Below are 17,450 nucleotides of genomic sequence, written 5' to 3' on the forward strand. Positions count from 1 at the left end.
CAGATACGATGGCTGGACCGCGCCCGAACAGCCTTTGGAGCAAAACGACGTGTCTGCCAACGCCGAACGACCGACCGCCGCGACGACCGGGAGGCAGCGACCGTCTCCGCTGCTGATCACGGTCCTGATCGTCGCCGCCATCATCGGTGCGTTCGTCCTCTTCTCCGGCTTCTACGCCGATGTGCTCTGGTTCGATCAGCTGGGCTTCGTGCAGGTCCTGCAGACGCGCTGGCTCTCCATCACGGTGATGTTCCTGATCGGGTTCGTGGCGATGGCGCTGCCGATCGCGCTGGCCGTGCAGATCGCCTTCCGCTCGCGGCCGGTCTACGCGCAGCTGAACTCGCAGCTCGACCGCTACCAGGAGCTCGTCGAGCCGCTGCGCAAGGTCGTGATGTGGGCGGCCCCCGTCGCGCTGGGCCTGTTCGCCGGCGTCGCCTCCGCCTCGCAGTGGGAGAGCGCGCAGCTCTGGCTCAACCGCCAGCCGTTCGGCCAGGTCGACCCGCAGTTCGGCCTTGACGCGAGCTTCTACGTCTTCGAGCTGCCCTTCTATCAGCAGATCGTCGGCTTCGCGCTCGCGGTGCTGTTCATCGCCGGTGTCGCCACGCTCGCGACCGCCTACCTCTACGGCGCGATCCGCATCACGGGCCGCGAGTTCCGCATCTCCCGCTCCGCGCGCATCCAGCTCGCCGTCATCGTCGCGCTCTACATGCTCGTCCTGGGCGTCTCGATCTGGCTCGGCCAGTACGCCACGCTCGCGCAGACCTCGCAGGGCTTCCTCGCGACCGGTGCAGGCTGGACAGAGGTGAACGCGGCGATCCCTGCCGCGCAGATCCTCGCGGGCATCGCGGCCGTCGTCGCGATCTTCTTCATCGTCACGGCGATCATCGGCCGCTGGCGCATCGCGATCGTCGGCACCGCGCTGCTCATCGCGGCGTCGCTGGTCGTGGGCGTCGCCTACCCGGCGATCATGCAGCGCTTCCAGGTCGACCCGAGCGCCAGGACGCTCGAGGCCGAGTACATCCAGCGCAACATCGACGCCACCCGCTCCGCCTGGGGGGTCGACGGCATGGTCGAGACCTCGTCGGATGCGCGCACGGACGCCGAGCCCGGAGCCCTGCGTGCGGACGCCGAGACGACGGCGAACATCCGCATCATCGACCCGGCGCTGGTGACGAACGCGTTCGCCAACCTGGAGGAGTACCGCCCGTACTACGGCTTCCCCGAGCAGCTCGACGTCGACCGCTACGAGATCGACGGCCAGACGCAGGACACCGTCATCGCCGTCCGTGAGCTCGATCTCTCCGGGCTCGACGACGACAGCTGGTACAACCGCCACATCGTCTACACGCACGGATACGGCGTGGTGGCCGCCTATGGCAACCAGCGCGGCCCTGAGGGTCAGCCGGTCTTCCTGCAGTCCGGCATCCCCACCGACGGCGCGCTCGGCGAGTACGAGCCGCGCGTGTACTTCGGCGAGTCGATGCCCGACTACTCGATCGTCGGCGGCCCGGAGGGCTCGCCCAACCTCGAGCTCGACTACCCACGCTCGAGCGACGAGGGCAGCGGCAACGCCGAGACCACCTTCGCGGGCGAGGGCGGCCCGATGCTCGACAACATCTTCAACCGCCTCGTCTACGCGCTGAAGTTCCAGTCCGAGCAGATCATCCTGTCGGATGCGGTGACCGACCAGTCGCAGATCCTCTACGACCGTGACCCGCGCGAGCGCGTCGCGGCGGTCGCGCCCTATCTGACGCTCGACTCCGACACCTACCCGGCGGTGGTCGATGACCGGCTCGTCTGGGTCGTGGACGGCATGACGACCTCCTCGTCGTATCCGTACTCGACGCACCAGTCGATCGCGCGCACCATCGCCGACACGACGAACGCGAGCCCGACTCCCGCGGCCGACGACATCGTCAACTACGTGCGCAACTCGGTGAAGGCCGTGGTGGATGCCTACGACGGCTCGGTCACGCTGTACGCCTGGGATCCGGAGGATCCGATCCTCCAGGCCTGGAGCGCGATCTACCCCGGCACGATCCACCCGATCAGCGAGATCTCCGGCGACCTCATGAGCCACGTGCGCTACCCGGCCGACATGTTCAAGCTGCAGCGCTCGATCCTGGGCGACTACCACGTCACGAACCCGGCGACGTTCTTCTCCGGCGACGACCAGTGGTCCACGCCGACCGAGCCGACCGCTGACAACACCGAAGGGGCACCGCCGCAGCCGCCGTACTACCTGACGATGTCGGTGGACGGGCAGGATCCGGCGTTCACGCTGTACTCGACATTCATCCCACGGGATGGCCGCAACGTGCTGTACGGCTATCTGTCGGTGAACGCGGATGCCGGCGGCGCGGATGGAGAGGTCGATGACTCCTACGGGCAGCTGACGCTGCAGATGCTGCCGAAGGACAGATCGATCCCGGGACCAGGCCAGGTGCAGAACACCTTCGACACCGACGATGAGGTCTCGCGGGAGCTGAACCTGCTGAGACAGGGCGCGTCTGAGGTGATCAACGGCAACCTGCTCACCCTCCCGGTCGGTGGCGGACTGCTCTACGTGCAGCCTGTCTACCTGCAGTCGACCGGTGCGACCTCGTTCCCGGTGCTGCGGAAGATCCTGGTCGCGTTCGGTGACGACATCGCCTTCGAGGACACGCTCGATGAGGCGCTCGACTCGCTCTTCGGCGGTGACTCGGGAGCCGATGCCGGCGACTCGGGAGTGGATCCGACGAACCCCGAGGGCGAGGGCGAGGGCGAAGGCGAGGAGCCTGCTCCGGAGGGCAGCCTGCAGGCGCAGCTCGATGCCGCGATCGCGCAGGCCGGCACGGCGCTCCAGGAGCGTCAGGCCGCCTACGCCGAGAACGACCTCGTGGCTGCCGCAGAGGCCGACGGTCGACTCACCGCAGCGCTGCAGACGGCGTTGACGCTGTCGGCGCAGATCGAGGGCGAGGCGGCTCCGGAGGAGACCGCCGCGCCGGAGGACTCTGCCCCTCCGGAGGAGACGACGGCGCCTGAGGAGTCCCCGGCGCCCTAGCCCGATTTGCCCTCCGGCGAACCCCCTGGTAACGTTTCTTCTTGTGCCGCGGGGTGGAGCAGTTCGGTAGCTCGCCGGGCTCATAACCCGGAGGTCGCAGGTTCAAATCCTGTCCCCGCAACAAGAAGTCCGCGAACTGCGGCACACAGAAGAGGCGCCCGTGAGGGCGCCTCTTCTGGTTTGTCCGGAGCCTGCTGGGCTAGCGGCTGCCGCCGTTCGAGCCGGAGACCTCTGGTCGCCCCTCGCTCGGCTGCACCACCACGAAGCCGGGGCCGTGGAACGCGAGCTGGAACGCCTCGCCCGAGCCGCCTCGCAGCATCGAGCGCATGTTCATGCTGTTGACGACCGACGGGCTCAAGGACGACGACCAGCACACTGCGGCATTCGGGTCGACGAAGGTCGGCTGCTGCGAGCAGTCGAGCAGCAGCGGCTGGCCCTCGCAGGAGAGGCCGATCGTGCCGTTGCCGCCGATCTCGACGTTGAAGAGCCCGCCGGCCAGGATGTTGCCGCTCCGCAGCATCTTGATGTCCCACTGCAGGTCGGGGTCGAAGGCGAGCAGGTTCCTGCCGTTCACCGACAGCCCCTCGTTCTCCAGCTGCACGGTGAAGACGTTCGCAGCGTCGCGCGCGAAGAAGACCTCGCCCTCGCCGCGCACGCGCATCAGCGAGGTGCCCTCGCCGGTGACGAGCTTCTTGAGCATCCGGCCGGCACCGGCACCCTCGTGCTGGAACTCGACCTGCCCCTGATAGGCGACCATCGCTCCCTTGGCCGCGAGCACGTCGCGGCCACCCGACACGTTGATCCGCAGCATCTTGCTCGACTGCTTGACCCAGCGCTCCGTCGACTGGCGCTCCTGATTCGCCTCAGCGAACAGCTCTGATCTCATGCGTCCCCCTCCAGGGCTTGCTCCAGCCTGACGACCTTGCCGTCGAGCTCTCCCGTCCATCCGGGTCGGATGTCGGCCTTGATGACGAGGGACGCCCGGGGCGAGACCGCCAGCACGGCGTCGGTCGCGCGCTTGACGACGTCGAACACCTCATCCCACCCACCCTCGATGGTCGTGAACATCGCGTCGGTGCGGTTCGGCAGCCCGCTGTCGCGGACCACCTGCACGGCGGCGGCGACGGCGTCGTGCACCGAGCCGTCTGGGCCGGCGGTGCCTGGTGCTACGGAGAATGCGACGAGCATCCTGCTCCCTTCGTCGCACTGATCCTGGCACCCCGATCCTGAGCGCGCGAGCGACGCGTCCTAGGCTGATGGCATGCAGCAGAGCGAACAGGCACCTCGAGACGGGATGCTGCTGGCGGCAGCCGTGCAGTGGGCACCGGGGGAGGAGCCGGCCCAGAACCGTGCCGCCGCCGCGCGCTGGATCGACCTGGCTGCGGCTCGCGGTGCGCGCCTGATCGTGCTGCCGGAGTACTCGCAGCACTGCTCCAAGGATCTCGCCGCGACCGCTCCGGCGGCGGCAGAGCTGCTCGACGGCCCCTTCGTCACCATGCTGCAGGAGCGGGCGGCCGCGCACGGCGCACTCGTGATCGCCGGCCTCGTGGAGCGACTCGGCACCGACGATGGCGATGCCCGCGTCTCGAACACGGTCGTCGCCGTCGACGCATCCGGCATCCGTGAGGCCTACCGCAAGGTGCACCTCTATGACGCGTTCGGCTCCAGGGAATCCGACTGGCTCACCGCGGGCGATCCCGCGCAGACGCCCGTCGTGGAGGCCTTCGGCACCCGCATCGGCATCGAGACCTGCTACGACCTGCGCTTCCCTGAGACGACGAGACGACTCGTGGATGCGGGGGCCGACGTCGTCGTCGTGCCCGCCGAGTGGGTGCGCGGGCCGCAGAAGGAGCGGCACTGGACGACGCTCGTGACCGCGCGCGCGATCGAGTCGACCGTGCACGTGGTGGCGGCCGACCAGGCGCCGCCGCTGGGCGTCGGCTGCTCGCTCATCGCGGACCCGATGGGTGTGCCGCTCGCCGCGCTCGGCGATGAGGAGGGCATCGCGATCGCGGTCATCGACCCTGCGCTCGTGGAGCGCACGCGCGCGCGCAACCCCTCGCTCGCGAACCGCCGCTACCGCGTGGCCTGAGCGGGCGGCGCCGGGGCGCTCGCTAGCGTGCGGGCTCGAGCACGGCGTCCTTGAGGCCCGCCAGGCGCGAGGACGCCTCATGCAGCGTGTCGTCCGACTTGCAGAAGGCGAAGCGCAGCGTCGAGCGCAGATCGCGGCGCGACGGTCGTGCGAGCGCCGACAGCGGCACGCCGACGACACCGACGAGCTCCGGCAGCCGTCGGGCGAGCGCGGTGGCATCCTCGATGCCGAGTGGCGCCGCATCGGCGAGCACGAAGTAGCCGGCGTTCGCGTCGTGCACCGTGAAGCCGGCCTTGCGCAGGCCGCGCGTGAGGATGTCGCGCTTGCGCGCGAACGACGCGACGATCGTGTCGAAGTGCTCGTCCGGCAGGCGCAGGCCAACGGCGACCGCGGGCTGGAAGGGCGCGCCGTTGACGAACGTCAGGTACTGCTTCACAGCGCCGATCTGCGCGATGCGCTCGGGCGTCGACATGATCCAGCCGACCTTCCAGCCGGTGACCGAGAAGGTCTTGCCGGCGGAGGAGATCGAGACGAGCCGCTCGCGCGCGGCGTCGAAGGAGGCGAGCGGCACGTGCTGGTCGTCGTAGACCAGGTGCTCATAGACCTCGTCGGTGACGATGATCGCGTCGCGTCGCTCGGCCACGCGGATGATGTGCCGCATGGTCTCCTCGGTGAACACCGATCCGGTCGGATTGTGCGGCGAGTTGACGATGATGAGCTTCGTGCGCGGCGTCGTGGCGCGCTGCAGCCTGTCGATGTCGGGCTGGAAGTCGGGTGCTGCGAGCGGCACCGGCACGAGCACCGCGCCGGCGAGTGCCGCGACGGCCGCGTAGGCGTCGTAGTACGGCTCGAAGACGATCACCTCGTCGCCGGGGTTGAGGTAGGCCAGCATCGTCGCCGCCAGCGCCTCGGTCGCCCCCGCGGTCACGAGCACGTCGCCGCGGCCGAGCCCGATGCCGTAGAAGCGGCGCTGGTGCTCGATGATCGCGTCGACCAGCTCTGGTGCCCCGCGGGCGGGACCGTACTGGTTCCTGCCGTGGTCGATCGCGTGCTTCGCGGCATCGAGCACGGCGCGCGGGCCGTCCTCGTCGGGGAAGCCCTGCCCGAGGTTGAGGGCGGATGTCTGCGTGGCAAGGGCGGTCATCTCGGCGAAGATCGTCGGAGCCAGCCGACCATCAGCACCGAGCAGTCCCGCGCCCGCTGCGGCTCGCTGCCAGGGTGCCTGTTCCATAGTCCGACGCTACCTGCTTCCGAGTCGTTCCGAACGGGCGACATCGCGCTCACGTAGGAATCGCATGGTTTGCGGTGGCACGGTGGAGCCCATGACGAACCCGTACGACAGCGTGCCCAACCCGATGGCGCCGCAGGGCCAGCCGCAGCCCAACCAGCCGTATCAGCAGCCAGGTCAGCAGCCGCATGCCGGCCAGCAGCCTGGCCAGCATGCGCCGGCCGCGCAGCCGCCACAGCCGCAGCCCGGCGGCCAGCCGCAGGCCGGCAGCCAGCCGCAGCCCGGCGGCGAGCAATGGCAGCGCTGGCAGGCGCCGACGCCCCAGGCGAGCACGCCGGCCGCGTCCACGCCGGCGTACGACGGCGCCGCCTTCGGCGTCGCGCAGCACGACCAGACCGCTGCGACGCAGTCCTACCAGCCGATGTACTCAAACGGGGGCACCGCGACCGCGCACGCGCCCGCCACGGAGCGGCCCCGCCGGCGCACGGGGCTCGTCGTCACCGGGCTCATCGCCGCGGTGCTGATCGGCGGCGTCGCAGGCTTCGGCGGCGGGTCGCTGGCGAGCAGCTGGCAGCCGCAGACGCAGACGGCGCCCTCCGACGACACACCCGGCGGCGCCCCCGGCGGCGAGGCCGTCTCCGACCCCGGCACGATCTCCGACGTCGCGGCCGCGGCCGGCCCATCCGTCGTCACCGTGCGCGCCGCTTCGCAGGACGCCTCCGGCGAGGGCTCCGGCGTCGCCGTCGCCGCAGGCGGCTATATCGTCACGAACAACCACGTCGTGACGCTCGACGGCCAGACCGCCGACGCGCAGATCACGGTCGAGACCAGCGACGGCCGCCTGCTGGCGGCCGAGATCGTCGGCACCGACCCGGTCGTCGACCTGGCCGTCATCAAGGTCGACGCCGATCTGCCGGTCGTGACCTTCGCCTCCAGCGACGACGTGCGGGTGGGTGACACCGCGATCGCGATCGGCGCACCGCTCGGCCTGTCGAACTCCGTCACCGATGGCATCGTCTCCGCGGTGGATCGCGGGCTCCGCATCGCCTCGAGCGCCGCCCCGGAGGGCGAGGACGACCAGCAGACCGAGCAGTCGCCCTTCGGCTTCTGGCAGGAGAACGGCGCCCAGGGCGCGCAGGAGGAGATCTCGATCCCGGTCGTGCAGACGGATGCGTCGATCAACCCCGGCAACTCGGGAGGCGCGCTGCTGAACGCCTCCGGCCAGCTCGTGGGCGTGAACGTCGCGATCGCGAGCATGGGCTCGTCGAGCTCGGAGTCGGCCGGATCGATCGGCATCGGCTTCGCCATCGAGGCGAGCCTCGTGCAGCGGGTGGTCGAGGAGATCATCTCGACGGGCGAGGCGAGCCACGGCCTGCTGGGCGCCACCGTGAGCGACGTGACCGACGCATCCGTCGGCACGGTCGGCGCGCAGGTGCAGGAGCTCAGCGACGGCGGCGCGGCCGCAGCCGGTGGGCTGCAGGCTGGCGACGTGATCACGCAGATCGACGGTCAGCCGATCACCGGCGCGGTCGACGCCACGGCGCAGGTGCGCTCGCACGCGGCGGGCACCGACGTCACCGTCACCTACCAGCGCGACGGCCAGGAGGCCGAGGCGCAGGTGACGCTCGGAGCGCTGAGCTGACTCAGCCCTCGCGTCGCTCGTCCGACGGCGCGTCGCCCGGCGCATCTGCCGGCGGCGCGCCGTTCGGCTGTCCGGATGCGCCGGGCACGTCGTCCGTGCCGATCACGACGTCGTCCTGCGCGGCCCGGCGCTCTCGCATGCGGCGCAGGCCGCCGCCGAGGCCCTCGCGCTCGATCTGACGCGCCTCCGTGATGCGCTGGCCGAGGCTCGGACGCACCTCCTTGATGCGGGGTGCGAGGTTGGCGTCGAACTGCAGCGGAGCGGGGCCGAAGGCCTCGCGCGCGGCCTTCACGACCTGGCGACCGAGGATGTTGTTGCCGACGCCGCCGATCACGGCGCCGATGCCGAAGGGCATGGCGCGGCCGACCATCGAGGCACCGGTGTTGCGGGCCATTCTGCGCAGGAACGCGCGGCGCATGTAGTCGATCACCTGGCCCATCGCGCCCGAGGGCAGGACCGAGGTGATCATCTGCCCCCAGTAGGTGCCGCCGGGGATGCCGCCGCGGCCGAGCGCCTGCTCGGCTGCGCGCTTCACGAGCGACTGGCCGCCTGCGCCGAGCATGAGGCCCATCACGAGCGCCTTCGCGCGCTGCTCGTCGTGGACGGCGATGCCGTGCACCTCGGTGACGGCCTGGCCGAAGAAGGCGCTCGCCTCGAGGAACCCGGCAGTCTCCGCGACCGTGAGGCCGAGCGCGGCGGCCGTGCCGATGCCGGGAGCGACCGCGGTGGCTCCGACGGCTGCACCACCGGTCGAGACCGCAGCGAGGTACTGCCGCTCGAGCCGCTTGATGACCTGCTCGGGCGTGAGGTCAGGGTGCTTGCGGCGCAGCCCGCGCAGGTGGTTGACGACGAGCGGGCGCTGCACGCCGAGGATGCCCTCGAGCGTCTTCATCATCCAGCCGAGATCCTCGTTCGATTCGATGTCACCCATCGGTTCCCCCTTCGTCTGTGCGGCGCGCGCCCCCCGCGAGCGCCGGAGAGCATGGTCGCGCACCTCGGCAGTGAGTGGGCTGAGCGTCGGCGTCGCGAGCGTGGGATCATGGTGGCATGACCACGACAGGACCCGACACATCCGGACCGGACACGATCGGCGCCGGCGGCGGCACCGATGTGCTCGACCGCGAGCTCGAGCAGCTGCTCAACGAGGAGTCGGTCGAGGACGGCGACCATGATCGCTTCTCCCACTACGTGAAGAAGGAGAAGATCCTGCAGTCCGCGCTCTCCGGCAAGGCAGTGCGCGCGCTGTGCGGCAAGAAGTGGACGCCGGGCCGCGACCCGGAGAAGTTCCCGATCTGCCCCAGCTGCAAGGCGATCTACGAGAAGCTCCGCACCGAGTAAGCCGGCTCGGGTCGGATGCGTCAGCGGAAGACCGTGGGGAGCGCAGGCTCGCCGCGCGCCAGGCGGTGCGCGTCGGCCGGCAGCTCGGCCACCGAGGCGGCATGGCGCTCGCGAGCGGTCGCGACCCCGACGGCGCCCATCCACTGCTCGTCGATGCGTCCGTCGGTGACCAGCTGCACCTGCAGCGCGCGTCCGCGCGCGATCGCGTCCGCCGGTGCGACGTCGTCGCCCAGCAGCACCGTCTCCTCGACGGCGACGCCGTGCTCGATGGTGCGCACCGCGACCTTCTCGCCGCCCTTCGATGCCTTGTCCTCCGACTGCTTCGCGACGCCGACCCATCCGCCGTCGTCACCCTGACGTGCGACGAGCTTGTAGACCATGCCGGCCGCGGGTGCGCCGGAGCCGGTGACAACGCTCGTGCCGACGCCGTAGGCATCCACCGGGCTCGCCTGCAGGCCGGCGATCGCGTACTCGTCGAGGTCGCTCGTGACCGTGATGCGGGTGTCAGTTGCGCCGAGCGAGTCGAGCAGCTGCCGCGCCTCTCCGGCGACCTCCGCCAGATCGCCCGAGTCGAGGCGGATGCCGCCGAGCTTCGTGCCGGCGACCTCGACAGCGGTGCGGATGCCCTGCTCGATGTCGTACGTGTCCACCAGCAGCGTCGTGCCGACGCCGAGCACGTCGATCTGCGCCTGGAAGGCCTCGGCCTCGGAGTCGTGCAGCAGCGTGAACGAGTGCGCGGCGGTGCCCATGGTGGGGATGCCCCAGCGGGCCCCGGCCGCGAGGTTGGAGGTGGCGGAGAAGCCTGCGATGTAGGCGGCACGAGCTGCGGCGACGGCCGCCTCCTCGTTGGCGCGCCGCGAGCCCATCTCGGCGATCGGGCGGCCCTTGGCTGCGCGCACCATGCGGGTGGCGGCGTTGGCGACAGCCGAGTCGTAGTTGAGCACCGAGAGGGCGACGGTCTCGAGCACGACGGCCTCGGCGAACGAGCCCTCGACGACCAGGATGGGGGAGCCGGGGAAATAGAGCTCGCCCTCGGCGTAGCCGCGGATGCTGCCGGTGAAGCGGTAGTCGGCGAGCCAGTCGATGAGCTCGCTCGAGCCGACCTCGTTGTCGCGCAGGAAGGCGAGCTCGGCGTCGCCGAAGCGGAACTCGGCGAGGCGCTCGAGGAAGCGACCCGTGCCCGCGACGACGCCGTAGCGGCGGGCACCGGGCAGTCGTCTGCCGAACACCTCGAAGACGGAGGGCCGGAATGCCGTGCCGTTGCGCAGCGCGGCATCGATCATCGTCAGCTCGTAGCGGTCGGTCATGAGCGCGGTGTCGGTCACGAGGCCATGCTACGAGATGCGCAGCGGAGAGCCCCGAGAGCGAGCGCGGGAGCGCGGGCGCGGGCGTGGCTGTGAGCGCGTGGCTCAGCGCGCCGCGCGCGGGCGCCGCCGGACCAGCAGCACCACCAGCACCAGCGCCAGCGCGCCGAGCAGGACCGGGAGCGTGCTGCGCTCCGCGAGCTCGAGCAGCGCGCTGCCGACGACGGCGCCGCCGACCACCCAGATGCCTGCCCAGAGCAGCGCGGCGACGCCGCTGACGAGCGCGAAGCGTCGGTAGGGCATCGCTGAGGCACCCGCTGCAGCCGAGACGAAGGTGCGCACGCCCGGCAGCAGGCGGGCGACGATGATGGCCCAGACGCTGCGGGCGACGAAGGCGCGGGCCGCATCCCAGTGCTGGATGCCGAGCCGGCGCACCAGCCTGGTCTCCCGCAGCGCCGGGCCGAACCGTCGGCCGACCGCGAAGCCGATGTGGTCGCCCGCGAAGGCGCCGCTCGCGGCCGCGATGACGGCCGCGGCGACGGCAGGAGGGGAGTCGGCGAGCGCGATGGCGCCCAGCACCACGCCGGTCTCGCCGGGGAGGAGGACGCCGAGGCCGAGGGCCGCATCCAGCGCTGAGCAGAGCGCGACGGCTGCGAGCACGAGCGCCACCTGCTCGCTGGCGGCGTCGAGCGCCGCGCGGATGAGATCGATCATGCTTCGACGCTAAGAAGTGGCACCTCGCGGCGGACACTGCCGATCGGATGCACGTGCACTGACGATCGTCAGTGGTGGGCCGCGAGGCGCCGCTTGTACGTTCGACGGATGGACCGCATCTCTCGCACATCGCCGCAGCGGCGCCGACTCAGCCGCGGCGCACGTGCCGCTGGTGTGGCGCTCGCGAGTGCCGTGCTGAGCGCCGTCGCCTACCAGCTGCTGGCGACCGAGCCCCTGCTCGCCCTCGCGCTGGTGGCTGCGGCCGCGATCGCGGCTGCCGTGCTGCCGGGCTCGACGTCGCCGCTGCTGATCGGGGCAGCGGCGGTCGCCGGCGCCGTCGTGTCGGCCCTGTTCATGGGCCTCACGCCCGTCGCGCTCGCGAACGCCGTGGTCGGTGGCCTCGCGATCGCGCTCGCGCTGGTGGTGCCGCTCGGCATCGTCCGGGCCGGGCGGCAGCGCCGCGCGTTCATCGAACGGGGCTGGGCGCTCGCGACATCGGAAGCACGGGCACGTGACGCATCGACCGAGCGCACGCAGCAGCGGGAGCGCGCCTCGATCGCTGCCGAGATGCACGACGGGCTCGGGCATCAGCTGACGCTGATCGCCGTGCGCCTCGCTCGGCTCTCGCTCGACGACAGCCTGCCGGCGCCCGCACGGGCAGAGATCCTGGAGGTCCGCGCCGGCGCAGCCGAGGCGGCGGAGCAGCTGGGGCGCACGGTGCAGCTGCTGCGCGACCCCTCGCGAGGCGCCGAGCACGAGCTGCCGAGCGTCGAAGCCGCCCTCGAGCGGGCTCGCGCGGCTGGCATCGAGGTGCACGCGACGATGCCGGAGCGCTGGCCGGCAGGGGTCGGCGCGAGCGCGGCGGCCGCGGTGACCCGCCTGGTGGAGGAAGGGATGGCGAACGCCGCGAGGCACGCGCCCGGCAGCGCGGTCGCGCTCGAGGTCGGGGCGACCGCCGAGCTGGTGCGCGTCACGATGCGCAACGACCTGCCGGAGCGCTCCGGCGCGACCCAGCGCACCGGCGGCTTCGGACTGCTCGGGCTGCGGCATCGGGCGGAGGTGCTCGGTGGCGAGGTCGTCACGGGCGAGACCGACGGCGCGTTCGTCGTCACCATGACCGTGCCGACGCATCCGGAGCCGCAGGCGCCCACCGGGGCGGCGGCCGCCGTCGAGGAGCAGCGCTCACAGGCGAGCGCGCAGCGCATGGGTGCGAGCCGGCGCGCGGTGCTGCTGCCGCTCGCGATCGTCGCCGCGATCGTGATCGTCGGGGGCTGGTACTTCGTGCTCGCCACGACGATGTCGGTGCTCTCGCCCGAGGCGTTCGCGGCCATCGAGGTCGGCGATGCGCAGTCGCAGGTCGAGCCGCTGCTGCCGCCGCTGGAGATGCTCGAGGCGCCGCGCGAGCTCGTGCAGGAGCCGGCAGGCAGCGCATGCCGCTACTACGAGGCGCTGGTGAGCTTCGCGGAGCGCGCCGACGTGTACGTCGTCTGCTTCGACGACGGTGCCGTGATCGAGACCGCGACGGTGCCGGCACCGTGACCGGCACGATCCGCGTGCTGCTCGCTGACGACGACAGACTCGTGCGCGCGGGCATCGCGAGCATCCTCGCGTCGGATCCGTCCATCGTGGTCACCGGCGAGGCCGACGACGGTGCCACGGCAGTCGACCTCGTCAGAGCCCATCGTCTGGATGTCGTGCTGCTCGACATCCAGATGCCGGGCATGAGTGGCATCGAGGCACTGCGCGCGATCCGTCGGCAGCAGCCGCAGCTGCCGGTCGCGATGCTCACCACCTTCTCGGATGACGAGCTCATCGCCGAGGCGATCGGTGGCGGGGCGGTCGGGTTCCTGCTGAAGTCGGATGAGCCGAGCCACCTCATCGCCGCGGTGCACGCCCTGGCGGACGGCGGAGGCTCCTTCTCGCCTCGCGTGGCACGCTGGCTCGCCCGCAGGGAGCAGGCGGCCCAACGGCAGCGCGGCGGTGCGCACGAGGCGGTCTCGCGCCTCACTTCGCGGCAGCGCGAGCTGCTGCGCGAGGTCGGGCGCGGGCATGCGAACGCCGCGATCGCCCGCTCGCTGCATCTCTCGGAGGGCACGGTGAAGCAGTATCTGTCTGCGCTGTTCGTCGAGCTCGGCGTCGAGAACCGCGTGCAGGCGGCGGTCGTCGCCTACCGCGCCGGGCTCTCGTCCGAAGGCGACTGAGCATCCCGGGCACCGCCTGCTGCCGGTAGCGTTGTCCGGTGCCGAATCCCACCCGAGCCCTGCCGGATGGCGTCGAGCTGCGCGAGCCGACGCCACAGGATGCGCCCGCTTGGGCCTCGTTCCTGGTCGAGGAGCAGCTGCGCACCTATGCCGGGCGACTGCCGCGCGACTTCGCGCTCGCGGGGCTCGCCCAGGCGAACGTCGTCGGGCTCGCCCGTGCCTTCGGCGAGCCGCGCGAGGCCGTGCGCCGCATCGCCTGGCAGGGAGACCGGGTCGTCGGCATCGCCTCGACGAGCACGGCACCGGGCCGGTGGGAGGTCGAGCTCGGCCTGGTGCCGCCGCCCGCTGAGCGGGAGCTCGACCGGCTCTACGTGCACGCTGATATGCACGGCACGGGGCTGGGCGCCGTGCTGTTCGACGCGGTGGTCGACGAGCGGCCGCTCTACCTGTGGCTCATCGACGGCAACAGCCGCGCCGCCCGGTTCTACGAGCGGCGCGGCTTCCGTCACCAGGACGAGCAGGTCGAGACGGGCCCGACCTGGGGCAACATCCCGATGCACAGGATGGTGCGGGCCAGCACGCTCGTCGAGTAGCCGCCCGCAGGGCGGCGTATCGAGACGTCGACCGACTCGTCTCGATACGCCCCTGCGGGGCTACTCGATGACCGTGGTGCGACGGATCAGCCCAGGAAGCCCTGCTCCTCCAGCCACGCCTGGGCAATGTCTGCTGCCGGCGACTGCTGCTCGACGCTCTGGCGGTTGAGCTCGACGAGCGCGTCGGCGGTCAGCGCAGCGCTGACCTCGTTGACGGTCGCCTGCGCCTCGGCGTCGACGCGGTCGCTCGCCACCGGCACCACGTTGGAGGACAGGAAGAGCCCCTCCGGGTCCTCCAGCACGACGAGGTCGTTCTGGACGATCGTCGGGTCGGCGGTGTAGACGATGGCGAGCTGGATGTCGCCGTCCTGCAGCGCCTGGATCGTGAGCGGGCCGCCCGAATCCTCGATGGGCGTGAATCCGACCTCGATGCCGTAGTACTCGGCGATGCCCTGCGGGCCGTTGGGGCGCGTCTCTGCCTCGGAGTTGGCGCCCAGCGTCAGCGCGCCCTCGACGTTCGCCAGGTCGGCGACCGTCGTGATGTCGTTCGCCTCGGCGAACTCGCGCGTGACGACATAGGAGTCCTGGTCGGTCGCCGGCGCCTGGTCGAGGATCGTGAGACCCTCCGGAGCCGCCTCGACGAGCGCGCTGTAGACCTCGTCGCTCGTGCGCTCCGCAGGGTCCTCCGACCACTGCTGCAGCAGCGGCCCGCTGTACTCGGGGAAGAGGTCGATCGACCCGGCCTCGATCTCGGGCAGGTAGACCTCGCGCTGGCCGATCTGCAGCTGGCGATCGATCTCATAGCCGTCGGCCTCGAGGGCCTGGGCGTAGAGCTCGGCGATGATCTCGTTGGAGTAGTAGGCCTGCGAGCCGACGACGAGCGCTGCGCTGTCGCCCTCGGCGGGAGGCGTGGTCTCGCCGCCCTCCTCGAGCGGGTCGGCGCTCGCGCAGCCGGCGAGCAGCGCTGCGGCCGTGCCCATCGCGGCCAGCGCGAAGCCGGCCCGACGGATGGTGCCGAAGCGGCCACCTCTGGTGCTGGGAGTGGTGTTCATGCCTGGATCCTCTCTCGGGCACCCCGTGGTGCGCGATGGGGTTCGGCGCGGCGGGTCGCCGCGGATTGGACGAGCTGGAAGCAGAGCTCGACGATCAGCGAGAGCAGTGCGACGAGGATGGAGGCGCCGAGCATCATGCCGTAGTCCTGCGTCTTGAGCCCCGAGAACAGTGGTCTGCCGAGGCCGGTGTTGGAGATGTAGGCAGCCAGGGTGGCGGTGGAGATGACCTGCAGCGCGGCCGAGCGCAGGCCGCCGAGGATGACGGGCGCAGCGAGCGGCAGCTCGACCCGGGTGAGGATCTGCCGCTCGGTCAGACCGATCGCGCGAGCCGCGCCGACCGTCGCGCGGTCGACGGATTCGACCCCCGCGTAGGCGCCGGCGATCACCGGCGGCAGCGCGAGCACCAGCAGCGCCAGGAACGGCGCCTCGAGCCCGATGCCGAACGCCAGCCCCAGCAGGGTCAGCAGGCCGAGCGTCGGCAGTGCACGTGCGCCACCGGTGATCGCGATGATCGCTCCGCGCCCACGACCGGTGTGCCCGATCATCGTGCCGATCGGGATGCCGATCACTGCGGCGGCGAGCAGCACCGCCAACGAGAAGCCCAGGTGCTCGAGGATGCGCTGCCCGATGTTGCCGGCACCCGTCCAGTTGGCGGGGTCGAACAGCCACTGCATCGCTTCGACGAGGAGGTTCATGCGCGCACCACCGCACGTCGCCAGGGCATCGCGAATCGAGCCGCGAGCACGCAGAGGCCGTCGAGCACGAAGGCGACCACGACCGTGAGCACGAGGCCGGTCAGGATCGAGGCCTCGATGTTGCGCTGGAAGCCGTCGGTGAAGAGCGTGCCGAGGCTCGAGATGCCGATGACGGCGCCCACCGTCACGAGGCTCACCGTCGAGACCGTCACGACACGCAGCGATGAGAGCAGCACGGGTCCTGCGAGCGGCAGCTCCACGCGCCAGAACAGCGCCCAGCGCGAGTGCCCGGTGGCCTCGGCAGCCAGCCGGACATCCTCGGGCACCGACAGGAAGGCATCCGCCGCACCGCGCACGAGCAGCGCGCAGCCGTAGAGGGTGAGCGCCGTGATCATGGTCGCGGGGGAGCGCAAGGAGAAGCCGAAGATCACCGGGATGATGATGAACAGCGGCAGCGAGGGGATCGCGTAGAGCAGCCCCGTGCCGGTCAGCAGCGGCGTGCGCCAGCGCGGGCTGCCCGCGGCGAGGCGCCCGAGCGGCACCGAGATCAGCAGGCTGAGCAGGATCGGCGGGATCGACAGCACCAGGTGGTCGACCAGCAGCTGGCCGACGATGTGCAGGTTCTGGCTCAGCCAGTTCATCGCGCTGCGCCCCTCATGGCGACGGCGGCCCTCACGCCGACAGCACCCCGGTCGGGCGGTCGTCGCCGTCGACGACCACGCTGCGTCCGTCGACCTCTCGGATGCGCAGGGTGCGGCGGGCGGACTCGGCGCCGACGAAGTTGGAGACGAAGGCGTCTGCCGGCGCGGCGAGGATCTCGGCGGGGGTGCCGCGCTGCGCGATCTCTGCGCCGGTGCGGAGCACCACCACCTCGTCGCCGAGCGCGAAGGCCTCGTCGATGTCGTGGGTGATGAACAGGATCGTCTTGCCGATGTCGGCCTGCAGCGTGCGCATCTCGGCCTGCAGCTGGTCGCGCACGATCGGGTCGACGGCGCCGAACGGCTCGTCCATCAGCAGGATGTTGGGGTCGGCGGCGAGCGCGCGCGCGACGCCCACGCGCTGCTGCTGCCCGCCGGAGAGCTGCGCGGGGTAGCGGTCGGCGAGCGCAGGGTCGAGACCGACGCGCTCGAGCAGGCCCAGCGCATCCGCCTTCGCCTCCCGACGGTTCTTGCCCTCGAGCACCGGCACGGTCGCGATGTTGTCGGCGACGGTGCGGTGGGGCAGCAGGCCGCCCGCCTGCAGCACGTAGCCGATCGAGCGCCGCAGCTGCACGCGATCCATCGAGCGCACGTCGACGTCGTCGATCCGCACGCTGCCGCTCGTGGGTTCGACCATGCGGTTCACCATCCGCAGCAGCGTGGTCTTGCCGCTGCCGGAGGAGCCGACGAGCGCGACCACGGAGTGGGAGGGGATGCGCAGGCTGAAGTCTGTGACGGCGACGGTGCCGTCGGGGTACTGCTTGCGCACGGCGTCGAACTCGATCACGCGGGGCTCCTCCCGATCGCCGGGATGCTGACGATACCGGGTGGGACTGACATCGGGGGACAG

Annotated in this window: 17 protein-coding genes and 1 tRNA gene; 8 read left to right on the top strand and 10 right to left on the bottom strand. The window is 71.2% G+C overall.

Annotation, left to right across the window (positions count from 1 at the left end):
• Positions 1 to 49: 49 nt before the first annotated feature.
• Entirely contained in the window at positions 50 to 3,043 is a 2,994-nt protein-coding gene (locus tag MKD51_RS06735; RefSeq protein ID WP_240239568.1) for a UPF0182 family protein, read from the top strand.
• Positions 3,044 to 3,090: 47 nt separating this feature from the next.
• Positions 3,091 to 3,164, top strand: a tRNA-Met gene (locus MKD51_RS06740).
• Positions 3,165 to 3,242: 78 nt separating this feature from the next.
• Here the strand turns inward: MKD51_RS06740 and MKD51_RS06745 are convergent.
• Complete coding sequence (locus tag MKD51_RS06745; protein ID WP_240239569.1) at positions 3,243 to 3,929, bottom strand: AIM24 family protein; 687 nt, start codon at positions 3,927 to 3,929, stop codon at positions 3,243 to 3,245.
• The gene (locus tag MKD51_RS06750) at positions 3,926 to 4,231 is read right to left on the bottom strand and encodes a thiamine-binding protein (RefSeq protein WP_240239570.1); all 306 of its coding nucleotides are present in this window, start codon (positions 4,229 to 4,231) and stop codon (positions 3,926 to 3,928) included. The genes MKD51_RS06745 and MKD51_RS06750 overlap by 4 nt, the downstream gene beginning before the upstream one ends.
• A 73-nt stretch (positions 4,232 to 4,304) precedes the next feature.
• On the opposite strand from MKD51_RS06750, the gene MKD51_RS06755 reads away from it, so the two are divergent.
• Positions 4,305 to 5,135, top strand: coding sequence for a carbon-nitrogen hydrolase family protein (locus tag MKD51_RS06755; protein ID WP_240239571.1), 831 nt, complete (start codon positions 4,305 to 4,307; stop codon positions 5,133 to 5,135).
• Between the two features lie 22 nt (positions 5,136 to 5,157).
• On the opposite strand, the gene MKD51_RS06760 is transcribed toward MKD51_RS06755, so the two are convergent.
• The gene (locus MKD51_RS06760) at positions 5,158 to 6,366 is read right to left on the bottom strand and encodes an aminotransferase class I/II-fold pyridoxal phosphate-dependent enzyme (protein WP_240239572.1); all 1,209 of its coding nucleotides are present in this window, start codon (positions 6,364 to 6,366) and stop codon (positions 5,158 to 5,160) included.
• 91 nt (positions 6,367 to 6,457) lie between these two features.
• On the opposite strand from MKD51_RS06760, the gene MKD51_RS16200 reads away from it, so the two are divergent.
• Positions 6,458 to 8,005 carry a trypsin-like peptidase domain-containing protein gene (locus MKD51_RS16200; RefSeq protein ID WP_277603926.1) on the top strand — a complete coding sequence of 516 codons (1,548 nt, stop codon included), beginning with the start codon at positions 6,458 to 6,460 and terminating at the stop codon, positions 8,003 to 8,005.
• A gap of 1 nt (position 8,006) precedes the next feature.
• Here the strand turns inward: MKD51_RS16200 and MKD51_RS06770 are convergent, their stop codons facing one another.
• Positions 8,007 to 8,936 carry a hypothetical protein gene (locus MKD51_RS06770; protein ID WP_240239573.1) on the bottom strand — a complete coding sequence of 310 codons (930 nt, stop codon included), beginning with the start codon at positions 8,934 to 8,936 and terminating at the stop codon, positions 8,007 to 8,009.
• Positions 8,937 to 9,052: 116 nt separating this feature from the next.
• On the opposite strand from MKD51_RS06770, the gene MKD51_RS06775 reads away from it, so the two are divergent.
• Complete coding sequence (locus MKD51_RS06775) at positions 9,053 to 9,343, top strand: DUF3039 domain-containing protein (protein ID WP_240239574.1); 291 nt, start codon at positions 9,053 to 9,055, stop codon at positions 9,341 to 9,343.
• 20 nt (positions 9,344 to 9,363) lie between these two features.
• Here MKD51_RS06775 and MKD51_RS06780 read toward each other — a convergent pair whose 3' ends face one another.
• Both MKD51_RS06780 and MKD51_RS06785 read right to left on the bottom strand, forming a co-directional pair.
• Positions 9,364 to 10,668 (bottom strand): nicotinate phosphoribosyltransferase, encoded by a 1,305-nt coding sequence (locus MKD51_RS06780; protein WP_346986694.1) that lies wholly within the window; start codon positions 10,666 to 10,668, stop codon positions 9,364 to 9,366.
• 84 nt (positions 10,669 to 10,752) lie between these two features.
• The gene (locus MKD51_RS06785; protein WP_240239575.1) at positions 10,753 to 11,361 is read right to left on the bottom strand and encodes a DedA family protein; all 609 of its coding nucleotides are present in this window, start codon (positions 11,359 to 11,361) and stop codon (positions 10,753 to 10,755) included.
• Positions 11,362 to 11,469: 108 nt separating this feature from the next.
• Here MKD51_RS06785 and MKD51_RS06790 point away from each other — a divergent pair, with 108 nt between their 5' ends.
• Genes MKD51_RS06790 through MKD51_RS06800 form a run of 3 tightly spaced genes read left to right on the top strand, consistent with a single transcriptional unit; the run spans position 11,470 to position 14,155 of the window.
• Complete coding sequence (locus tag MKD51_RS06790) at positions 11,470 to 12,900, top strand: histidine kinase (RefSeq protein ID WP_240239576.1); 1,431 nt, start codon at positions 11,470 to 11,472, stop codon at positions 12,898 to 12,900.
• Entirely contained in the window at positions 12,897 to 13,562 is a 666-nt protein-coding gene (locus tag MKD51_RS06795) for a response regulator transcription factor (protein ID WP_240239577.1), read from the top strand. The genes MKD51_RS06790 and MKD51_RS06795 overlap by 4 nt, the downstream gene beginning before the upstream one ends.
• A gap of 38 nt (positions 13,563 to 13,600) precedes the next feature.
• Entirely contained in the window at positions 13,601 to 14,155 is a 555-nt protein-coding gene (locus tag MKD51_RS06800; protein WP_240239578.1) for a GNAT family N-acetyltransferase, read from the top strand.
• An 86-nt stretch (positions 14,156 to 14,241) separates the two neighbouring features.
• On the opposite strand, the gene MKD51_RS06805 is transcribed toward MKD51_RS06800, so the two are convergent.
• From MKD51_RS06805 to MKD51_RS06820, 4 genes are read right to left on the bottom strand one after another with little or no spacing between them, the layout of a single operon-like run.
• The gene (locus MKD51_RS06805; RefSeq protein ID WP_240239579.1) at positions 14,242 to 15,207 is read right to left on the bottom strand and encodes an ABC transporter substrate-binding protein; all 966 of its coding nucleotides are present in this window, start codon (positions 15,205 to 15,207) and stop codon (positions 14,242 to 14,244) included.
• Entirely contained in the window at positions 15,204 to 15,902 is a 699-nt protein-coding gene (locus MKD51_RS06810) for an ABC transporter permease (protein ID WP_240239580.1), read from the bottom strand. Before MKD51_RS06810 ends, MKD51_RS06805 begins: the two co-directional genes overlap by 4 nt.
• Entirely contained in the window at positions 15,899 to 16,543 is a 645-nt protein-coding gene (locus MKD51_RS06815) for an ABC transporter permease subunit (protein ID WP_240239581.1), read from the bottom strand. Before MKD51_RS06815 ends, MKD51_RS06810 begins: the two co-directional genes overlap by 4 nt.
• Positions 16,544 to 16,574: 31 nt before the next feature.
• Positions 16,575 to 17,387, bottom strand: coding sequence for an ATP-binding cassette domain-containing protein (locus tag MKD51_RS06820; RefSeq protein WP_240239582.1), 813 nt, complete (start codon positions 17,385 to 17,387; stop codon positions 16,575 to 16,577).
• Between the last annotated feature and the right edge of the window lie 63 nt (positions 17,388 to 17,450).

Source organism: Agrococcus sp. ARC_14, assembly GCF_022436485.1.
Taxonomy (GTDB): domain Bacteria; phylum Actinomycetota; class Actinomycetes; order Actinomycetales; family Microbacteriaceae; genus Agrococcus.